Consider the following 10,775-nt stretch of genomic DNA (forward strand, 5'->3'; position numbering starts at 1 on the left):
TCACCTCTTAAAAACTCAAAATTTTATATATTAGATAATTTTAAAATATTAATTATTTAATGTATTATTGTATAAAGTTTCAAATAAAAGGAATTAAAATGAAAAAAAATAACAGTTTGTCCGCTCAGCTTGTATTAAAAAATGCTTTGATACCTATCCCTTCGATTCAACCACGCAGAAAACGCGCTAATGAAAAAACCTTAGAAGAAGCCACTCGAAATAATAATTTTAACTATAAATTAAGCAATGAAGATATACTTAATATTGCTTATATAAAATATAATAATTTTCAACACAATAATGAAATTTCTTTATCTGATTTTTCAATTATAGAAAATGTTGAGCAATTGGTAACCCAGATTTATTCTTTTCAACTTAAAACCCTGATAAAACCCTGTGTTTTTCATACTTTACTGGTTAATTTGGGGATTAAGCAATGGGTCAGTATTGTATTTAGTTATCAAAATGAGCTCACCAAACTTTATTATATCGATCCTTCAGGAAATTTATTAACGGAAGATTATCTAGATTTTTTCCAAGAATTTCATCATGTTATTGATTTAAGCAGTTATATTAAACACGAATCGGTTGAGATTGAAAATTTTAGTTTACTAAGTCTAGAAAATTCAGCACTCATTAAACAAATGTTAGATAATAATGAATCCTTAGAGTGGCTTATTTCCAATTTAAAAATAAAAAAAGATACGGAATATTTTATATCATTACGTAAGTTTTGTACGCAACTTATAAAAATAAATTCTCTACGAATTAAAAAAAACCTTGTTTTAAGATCGTATGATAATAATCAACCGTCCACTTCAAAAAAAACTGAAAGTGTGTTAGATATTTCCGAACCTTTAGTCAAAAGACCAAGATTGTTTTCTGCAACGGAAGACATCAATAAATATCTAGAGGTTTTCGTACATGAATTTACCATTAATTTTGTTAAAAGATTAAGTTTGTACCATCTCACTGCTAAGGGTCAACAAATAACTCAAGAAGAGATTTTTAAAGAACTAAAAACGGGAGCAACAGGCGCTTTAGTGGGTATCGGTATTGCCCAAAGTATCATGGGATCAATACCTTCAATCATCGCTTCGGTACGCAGTTTAAGTAGTCATTATTTTACGTCAAAGACAAAAGCTCAAACGATAACGCGTATTTTTTATTCGATCGAACAGCCACCTATTGATGAAATATTATCGAAAGCTGCTATTCAAACCTTTAAAAATTATGCTTATCAATTCATGGAAATCACTGATAAGGCTGGGGATAAAATGGCAATCAGTAAATTAGCCGAAGATGCTGCGGGTCGTTGTTTAAATTTTATCGCCGAAGATAAACAATCTAACTTAATAATAAGTGAAGATTTAATAACCACTGGAGTTGTTGCTGGCCCTTCAGAGAAATTTTTTGATCCCAGTATTAAAAATAAACGTTTGCGGGTATCTGGAAGTAAGATTCAAGATCGATCAGGTAATAACATCAACACAGCCAATTTGTATGAAAAAACTGGAATACGTATCTTAAACCAACCCCCCAAAACCGACCAATTTTATCGCTTAAAAATAAATTTAGATAGTTCTACTTATGGCTACAGATTACCTTTTAATTGGGAAGTTAATTCTCAAGGTCAACTTAATGAATTGATGAATGAAAATTATTGCGAAGATCCAATTTTAGTAGAAAACGAAAATAAATTTCAATATGTTTCTAGAAGATACGAACATCAAGTCTTAGAAATTAAATTAAAAGAGACTACTGAAAATATTTTATTAAATTTAAAAAACCCTACTCAAATAATAAAAGAATCGGCTGTTAAGCTCGCAAAAAAATCTATTTTATTTAATTTAAGAAGCCCCATAAACAATTTTTTTGGTCGTCACCATGTATTACATGAGTTGCATCAATTATTATCAAAAAAAAATATAGGCGTCGTTACACAATTAACTGAAAGTTTATCTTTAGGTGCATCATCATCTAAATCGACTCAATGCTTAACTTCTATATGTGGATTAGGAGGAATAGGCAAAACCCAACTGGTATTAAAATATGCTCAAGTGTATGCGGATAGTTACGGTAATAACGTGATATGGATAAATGCTGAAACAAAAAATGCTATTTTAATTTGTTTGAAAAATCTAGCGTCAGAATTAAAAATTAAAATTAATGATGACTATGGGAATCCAAAAAATATCGAGGAATTGATTCAAGAAACTTATAAACATTTTTCAACTGAGAATAGTTTGTTTATTTTTGACAATGTTGAAAATTTTCGTCAGTTTTCAAACTTACTCCCTCATAAAATTATTGGCTCAACTCCTACGCTACTCATCACGTCTCGTTATAGTAACTGGAAGAATGTAGCGCCTACGCTATCACTTGATATTTTTACAGAAGTTGAATCAATAGATTTTATTATAAAAGAGTTATCTCTTAGCGAAGAACCCTATAATCCTATAATTAAAAGTTTAGCTTTATTATTACAGGGCTTACCTTTAGCGCTGCAACAAGCTGTGTGTTATATCAAATTACTAAAAAATGTTAATCCGCAGTTCAGTATTAATGATTATATTCAACAGTTTAAGAAAGAAAGTGAAAAAGTACTCAATTTTGATTACTACAACTACAACAATGACCCCTACATCAAAACAGTTTATGTAACTTGGCAAATTAGTCTTGAGCGCATTAAACAAGAACCTATGGGTGGAACCGCTTTAGAAGTTATTAGTATTATGTCTTATTTAGAGCCTGAGCATATTGCCAGTCAATTATTTCTACCGCTCTATGAACCGCAGAATCTAGCTTCGGCTATTGATTTATTACGCTCCTACTCAATGATTAACCAACAAAATACAGCGGATATTTCTACTATACATCGTATGGTGCAACAGATACTTCGTATTAATATTGAGAAAGATTCAGCACAATTTTTAAAAATTGCAGAATTAACACTTAAAGTGACAGAAAGTCCATTTAATAACCTTCAAAAAGAACTGCATCATATCTTTTTTTTATTGTATATGAGCCAACACAGTGAGCTGATGTTGATCTTAAATTTAGGTCAACGCCGACGTATATTTGATATTTTACTTTTTAGTCAATTTGATATAAGTTTAATCAATCTTTACGACAATGCTTATACTCTGTTTCAAGAAACTAACTTCTATTCTTTTGTCGCAGAAGCTTTTAATTATTTTATTGATAATGGTTTATTACTCTCGCTGACTGAAACGACGCATTATTTAGAAACCAAAATTAATGAAGGTATAATTACTAGAGATTCGATTCGGAATATAGCTCAAAATCGTTTTGATATCGCTCAAGGAAGCAAGTCGCATTGGTTATCCGCCGAAGAAGATGTAAGAATCAGACAGATGGATGCCCTTGCTTTATATTTTGAATTTATACGAAAGATTTTACCTGAGGGTGTAGAGTACTGTTCATCTAGAAAAAAAAGAGCAATTAAACAATTTTGTCTTTCCTCAGAAATACCCTTCACTCCCAAAAAAATCACGCACAATGAATTAATTAATCGCTTACAATTGGCAGCTAAAATTACACAATTTGCTTCTACAGGTCTCATCACTAAAGACATACTATCCGACTTACTTCAAGGAAAATTGCAAGAAGTCGGTATGAATCTTGCTTTAATAACGAGCAGCATAATATTTGATAAAATCAGTGATGAATTGCTGTTGAAAGGAAATTTATTATCTAGTACGGCATTTGCAGACCATCATATAAGTTTAAAAGGTAAATTGTCTTCTAACATACTTTTTTATGAAGGCATTGAATCAGCAAAAAAAATAAATTTTTTGAGTAATTCACTGATGGTCTCCAGTGCATTTGTAAAAAACGGTTTACCTATTTCTAGTTTACTCTATTATTTAACAAAACAAATTTATACGCTACCAAATTCTAATCACAGCAAATTATCTCTTGATTTTATAAGTAATAGCCTGATGGCAGGTTTGAACCTAGCGCAATCTAGTATTAAAGCGGGTGAGTATTTAGAAATTATTGAAGATCTTTCTGAAATCGTTGATCCGGAAATTGAAATAGCTAATTTAGCTATTTGGTTAATAAATAGTTTTGATAAATCTATCAATCGAATAAAAAACATAGAAAAATACGTTCATCTTTCTCCCTCAGAAATCGGTTGGCAAATGATCCGTTCATTAGCTAATTATCCTGTATCGGGTTATTTAGAAATTAAATCATTAAACACGCATCTGGTAAAAGAAGGCATTGGTTTTTTAAAAACCCACCCAGAGTTTGAAGCTTATTTTTTCCCTTCTGCTTATTCTTCCAAGGAATTACATCGACATAATAATATTTTTTTAAGAAAAAAAATATTATTAACCGCTTTTGCTACCATGCCCGACCCACCTCTTGAAGGAAAAATAATAGGTTTATCGGGTTTTAATGATAGCAAGCCTGGTGCACAAAATAATACTCAATATTTTCTGTGTGATAATGCCATGGGTGTTGCACGCAACCAAAAAAGTAGCAACGGCATATATGTCATTGCCTTGGGTGAAGGTAATGATAAAGCTTTGGCGCCATTGGAAAAATCCACTATTTTTTATGTTTATAATGGAACAAAAACGTTTATAGGGGGAGATCAAGATAATTTATTTATTATCGCTGATGTGGGCGTATCGGGATGTATTACAGGAGGTAAGAAAGATAACCTTTTAAAATTAGTCGATCTGCTCACAACTTCAGTTTTAGGATCTCTTATTGATAACAGCGGTATGCTCTGCTTTCAACCCTTACCTCTTTTAGTTAAGCAATGTCAAACAGGTCTCAAACTTAATAGAATCCACAAAATTTTTGGTAGACACAATCAAAGCGACACCCTCTATAGTAACGAAAATATTACGTTTATTGACAGCTTAGGCGGAAAAAATTCTTTTGAACGGGATCATATCTATATCACTCAGCATACCCTTAATAATCTTCAAATTATTTTGCGCCCCAACACGGTGATTAGTTATTTCGAATCTATATTGCTCCCAACGACAATTTTCTATAATTTAACAATTGATCAAGAAGGTGAAAGTTGGTTGCACTTAAATTTTCAAAAACATTTACTACACCAATTTTACTTAAACTTTCCTTTAGATTCATTTAAAAAAATGACTAAAGAATTTCTTAGTCTAATTTTTAAATTTTCATATCAACAAAAAAATTTTAATTTAACGTTTTCTACTTCAGTTATATCTAACTATAATCAGATTGAGTTAAATTTTTTTAAAAATACAGTCTTTGTATTTAACAATAATGTTCTAGTAAGATTTTTTAAAAAAAATTATCTCTACATTAAAGAAAATAATAATTTTACAATCAATACTCTATTAAGTATTTACGCTCCACTAGCAAAGAGATGGGGAATCAATCTAAAACTTTTTTTGCATAAAGAAGTACTCATTTTTGGGAGTGGAAATCAAGAAATTTTGTCCAATGACCCTGTATTTCCAACCGCTTTAATGGGTCAAAGCGGTGAAACTATCTATCGAATTCTAGGTCAAACGACACAATTTCCCCTTAATCCAATCAATATTTATGATCGAAGAACACTTAGCAACAAAAAAAGTATTTTAGACTTTACCGAAATTTGGAAAAACGTCAAAGAATTATGCAGCGATCAAAAAGCTTATGCTTCAATTAGTGCATTAAATGAGGATTTAATCATACGCATCGATGTAACGTATCAAGTTGATTGTATTGCAGTAAAAAATTGGACGGTAGTTAATGTTATCTTAAAAGAGGCATGTATTACTCATTGGCAACAGCATCTTAACGTTGTTTTTCAGAGAATGCCTTATATGATTGTCACACAGGAAAATGGAGGGTGGAGATTTGAAAAATATCCTTTAGTTTTTGATCATACTAAAGATATTATACTTTTAACTGAATATGATCTAAGACAAAAACAAGAAATCATTTTATTGCAACAAGCAGAAGAAATATCCATTTATTGCCATAATCAAACAGATTTAATTGTTATGAACGCCAAAAGCATTCATGACTCGCCTAGTTTAATTATTTATAGCCAATTTTACACAGACATTCCTAGTCAAGAAAATGCACTATCTTCTAAATTAAAATTTTTTAATAAAGAAATAAGTCTTAAATCCATCATCAACAACTCCAAACAAAATTGTACCGATTTTAATATTTTGATTAAAAAATTAAATCAACTATTTTTTAACCAATCAGAAGCTATAAATTCCACTTTTACCGAAATTTTTAATCGTTCCAAAAGAGCAATAGATACAAATAATGCAGATAACGATTATCAACCGCATCAATTTCATTTACAAATCTATAGAAAAAAAGAAGCAAGAACCGTTACATTTACGTTTCGCTTTTCATTAAATTCATTAATTTATGGCTCAACAGCAGCTTGTTTAAAAGAAATTTCCTTACGTTATAGGCATCGATATACATCGCTTCCAAATGTGATTGATTATATAATACAACCTACTTTATTCGCTGCTCATTCACTTAATTGGCGAAACAGCTTCCAAATCCCTCTTTATTTAGTATTAAATTATATTTTCACTCAACTTAGCATACCCATTATAAGTAAATGCAAAATTTTGAATTTTTTATTCTCTATTCTTACCCTTACTCTAGTGTTAAATCCTTCAATTTTTATGCAAGAGGATAGAGTTGAACGTTTTATTTCCGAATTTTGTAGCAACTTAATGGATGGAGTATTATTCAAAATCGGTGAATGTGGAACTCACAAGTTAGTTAGTTATTTTTTCAAACAGCGACGACCTGCTGAAGAAAATTTTACAGAGATAAATCATTATTATCCTGCTCTAACAGAATAATTCAAACAACTTAAAACAAAAAACCCGCGTATAGCGGGTTTTTTATATGTAACAGTAGCCTGGCGATGCCCTACTTTCCCATGGGGGAACCCCAAAGTATCATTGGCGCAGAATAGTTTCACGTCTGAGTTCGGAATGGGATCAGGTGGTGCCTATTCGCTAAGGTCGCCAGGCATTCATTTTGCGCTAAGTCGCTTGTCTTTTATCCGATCTCTTCGTTGGCTTAACTTTTCCGTTGCTCATGTACTTTCCAGTACACTCCGCTACTCAAAGTTAACCCGCCTTGATCTCAAATAAAATTCATCGCTCCTTATCAACAGCGCGAATCCTATTTTAGTTTCGCTAAATCTCTTTAAAACTTAGGTAAAACCTTTATTCAAGTAAATTTACTTTACTTTAACAATCAAAACAAAAAATCTGTAAAAAGTGTTTATGTGGATATGCTTTATTCAGCCTATCTAGTATTCATCTAAAGAATAACCAGTAGGATTCTCAAATCAAGCCACACGGTCAATTAGTATGGGTTAGCTCAATACATTGCTGCACTTACACACCCCACCTATCTACGTCGTCGTCTTCAACGGACCTTTAGGAGGAATAAATCCTCGGGAGATCTTATCTTGAGGGAGGCTTCCCGCTTAGATGCTTTCAGCGGTTATCCTGTCGGTACGTAGCTACCCGGCTATGCTTCTGGCGAAACAACCGGACCACCAGCGGTACCTCCACGCCGGTCCTCTCGTACTAGGCGTAGCTCCTCTCAAATCTCCAGCGCCCACGGCAGATAGGGACCGAACTGTCTCACGACGTTCTGAACCCAGCTCGCGTACCACTTTAAATGGCGAACAGCCATACCCTTGGGACCTGCTTCAGCCCCAGGATGTGATGAGCCGACATCGAGGTGCCAAACACCGCCGTCGATATGAACTCTTGGGCGGTATCAGCCTGTTATCCCCGGCGTACCTTTTATTCGTTAAGCGATGGCCCTTCCATTCGGAACCACCGGATCACTATGACCTGCTTTCGCACCTGCTCGACGTGTTTGTCTCGCAGTCAAGCACCCTTGTGCCATTACACGCAATGCGCGATGTCCGACCGCGCTGAGGGTACCTTCGTGCTCCTCCGTTACTCTTTAGGAGGAGACCGCCCCAGTCAAACTACCCACCATACACTGTCCCCAAGCCCGTTCAGGGCCCTAGGTTAGAACTTCAACTTTAACAGGGTGGTATTTCACCGGTCGGCTCCACGAATTCTAGCGAACTCGCTTCAACGCCTCCCACCTATTCTACACAGTTAAATTCAAAGTCCAGTGTAAAGCTGTAGTAAAGGTGCACGGGGTCTTTCCGTCTTGCCGCGGGTACGCTGCATCTTCACAGCGATTTCAATTTCACTGAGCCTTGGGTGGAGACAGTGTGGCTGTCGTTACGCCATTCGTGCAGGTCGGAACTTACCCGACAAGGAATTTCGCTACCTTAGGACCGTTATAGTTACGGCCGCCGTTTACCGGGGCTTCGATCCGCAGCTTCACCTGCGCTGACATGACTTTTGAACTTTCTCTTCGAATTATTCTTCTCTCTAATTCATTGTCAAAAGCCATCTCAGCGCAAGTTAACCACTTCAATTAACCTTCCGGCACCGGGCAGGCGTCACACCCTATACTTCCTCTTTCGAGTTTGCAGAGTGCTGTGTTTTTGGTAAACAGTCGCAACCACCTGATTATTTCAACCTCCCTCAGCTTATGGGGTAAACCCACTCACCAAAAAAGGTGCACCTTCTCCCGAAGTTACGGTGCCAATTTGCCTAGTTCCTTCACCCAAGTTGTCTCATCGCCTTAGTATTCTCTACCTGTCCACCTGTGTCGGTTTGCGGTACGGTTCCTATAGACCTGAAGTTTAGAGAGTTTTCCTGGAAGCAGGGCATCAATTACTTCGTCGTTAACCGAAGTTAACAACTCGTCGTCACGTCTCGAGATTAACGAACCTCCGGATTTTCCTAGAGATTCTCTCTACACGTTTAAACCGGAACTACCAGTCTCCGGCTAATCTAGCCTTCTTCGTCCTCCCATCACAGCCTATAAAAGTACAGGAATTTTAACCTGTTTCCCATCGACTACGCGTTTCCGCCTCGCCTTAGGGGCCGACTCACCCTGCGTCGATTACCGTTGCGCAGGAATCCTGGGACTTTCGGCGGGCGAGGTTTTCACTCGCCTTATCGTTACTCATGTCAGCATTCGCACTTCGGATACCTCCAGCAACCTTTACAGGTCACCTTCAACGGCTTACCGAACGCTCCTCTACCACATCATTGATTCGTAAACCAATGACATTCACTGCTTCAGTATTAGGTTTGAGCCCCGTTCATTCTTCCGCGCAGACCGATTCGACCAGTGAGCTATTACGCTTTCTTTAAAGGATGGCTGCTTCTAAGCCAACCTCCTGGCTGTTTAAACCTTTCCACTACGTTTCACACTTAACCTAACTTTTGGGACTTTAGCAGGTGATCTGGGTTGTTTCCCTTTTCACGACGGACGTTAGCACCCGCCGTGTGTCTCCCGTGCATCACGTCCTAGGTATTCGAAGTTTGCATCGGCTCAGTAAGTCGGGATGACCCCCTTACCGAAACAGTGCTCTACCCCCTAGTCGTTAACACGAGGCGCTACCTCAATAGCTTTCGAGGAGAACCAGCTATCTCCGAGCTTGTTTAGCCTTTCACTCCTAGCCACACCTCATCCCCATCTTTTGCAACAGATGTGGGTTCGGGCCTCCACTTAGTGTTACCCAAGCTTCACCCTGGACATGGCTAGCTCGCTCGGTTTCGGGTCGACTCCTAGCGACTCAAACGCCCTTATCAGACTCGGTTTCCCTTCGCCTACCCTATTCGGTTAAGCTTGCCACTAAAAGTCACTCGCTGACCCATTATACAAAAGGTACGCAGTCACTCCGCACTTTAATTACTCTGTGTACTATTAATTTTAATAGTCTTCATTATTTTTCAGTTTGATTAAACTGCTCTACAAAGTAATTTAAGTGCGGAGCTCCTACTGCTTGTACGCAGACGGTTTCAGGTTCTATTTCACTCCCCTCACCGGGGTTCTTTTCGCCTTTCCCTCACGGTACTGGTTCACTATCGGTCAGTCGAGAGTATTTAGCCTTGGAGGATGGTCCCCCCATCTTCAAACAGGATTTCTCGTGTCCCGCCCTACTTGGTTTCACGCTTAGTCTCATTAACAGATTTTCGCCGACGGGGCTATCACCCTCTATGGCAGGCCTTTCCAGACCTTTTGGCTAACCTGTTAACTAGCTCGTGAAGGCTCTTCCACGTTCGCTCGCCGCTACTTGCAGAATCTCATTTGATTTCTTTTCCTCGAGGTACTTAGATGTTTCAGTTCCCTCGGTTCGCTTTGTTAACCTATGTATTCAGTTAACAATGACCTATCTAAAATAGATCGGGTTTCCCCATTCAGATATCTCCGGATCAAAGCTTGTTTGCCAGCTCCCCGAAGCTTTTCGCAGGCTTCCACGTCTTTCTTCGCCTTCGACTGCCAAGGCATTCACCTTCTGCGCTTATTTACTTGATTTGAGAACCCAACTCGTTACTCTTATCAGTGAACAATCTTCGTCTTTTAATTTATTTCTTCGTTGGATGCTTGTTTTCCGGTACTCATGGACTTCGCAGTACATTCCGTTCCTCAACAATCATCCGCCTCGAACTAAATCAAAATACTTGATTTTCTAGTTCAGATTTAAGTTGAAAGCTTGCAAGCTTTCACTTGTTGGATTTTCTGGTTCTTTTCGCTGAATGCAACATACCCTGAAATTGTTTTTATAAAACAACTTCATTATTCATTCTTGGAAGATCATAAAAAAATTTTACTTCTTTTACATCTTCGCGCCTTCTTACAGATTTCTGTTTTGTTAATGAACTGTT

Annotated in this window: 1 protein-coding gene and 2 rRNA genes; 1 reads left to right on the plus strand and 2 read right to left on the minus strand. The window is 36.6% G+C overall.

Going from position 1 to position 10,775, the window contains the following annotated elements; all coding sequences use genetic code 11:
* Window positions 1-98: 98 nt before the first annotated feature.
* Window positions 99-6,851, plus strand: a complete 6,753-nt coding sequence (locus tag AAHI99_RS04095; RefSeq protein WP_342227036.1) for a hypothetical protein — start codon at window positions 99-101, stop codon at window positions 6,849-6,851.
* 57 nt (window positions 6,852-6,908) lie between these two features.
* Here the strand turns inward: AAHI99_RS04095 and rrf are convergent.
* Both rrf and AAHI99_RS04105 read right to left on the minus strand, forming a co-directional pair.
* Window positions 6,909-7,024 (minus strand): 5S ribosomal RNA (rrf, locus tag AAHI99_RS04100).
* Window positions 7,025-7,344: 320 nt separating this feature from the next.
* Window positions 7,345-10,425 (minus strand): 23S ribosomal RNA (locus AAHI99_RS04105).
* Window positions 10,426-10,775: the final 350 nt, after the last annotated feature.

Source organism: Rickettsiella endosymbiont of Rhagonycha lignosa (genome assembly GCF_964031165.1).
GTDB lineage: Bacteria > Pseudomonadota > Gammaproteobacteria > Diplorickettsiales > Diplorickettsiaceae > Aquirickettsiella.

Excerpts from the sequence above, each read along its gene's own strand:
- AAHI99_RS04095 (WP_342227036.1), top strand. The coding sequence starts at position 99 with ATGAAAAAAAATAACAGTTTGTCCGCTCAGCTTGTATTAAAAAATGCT.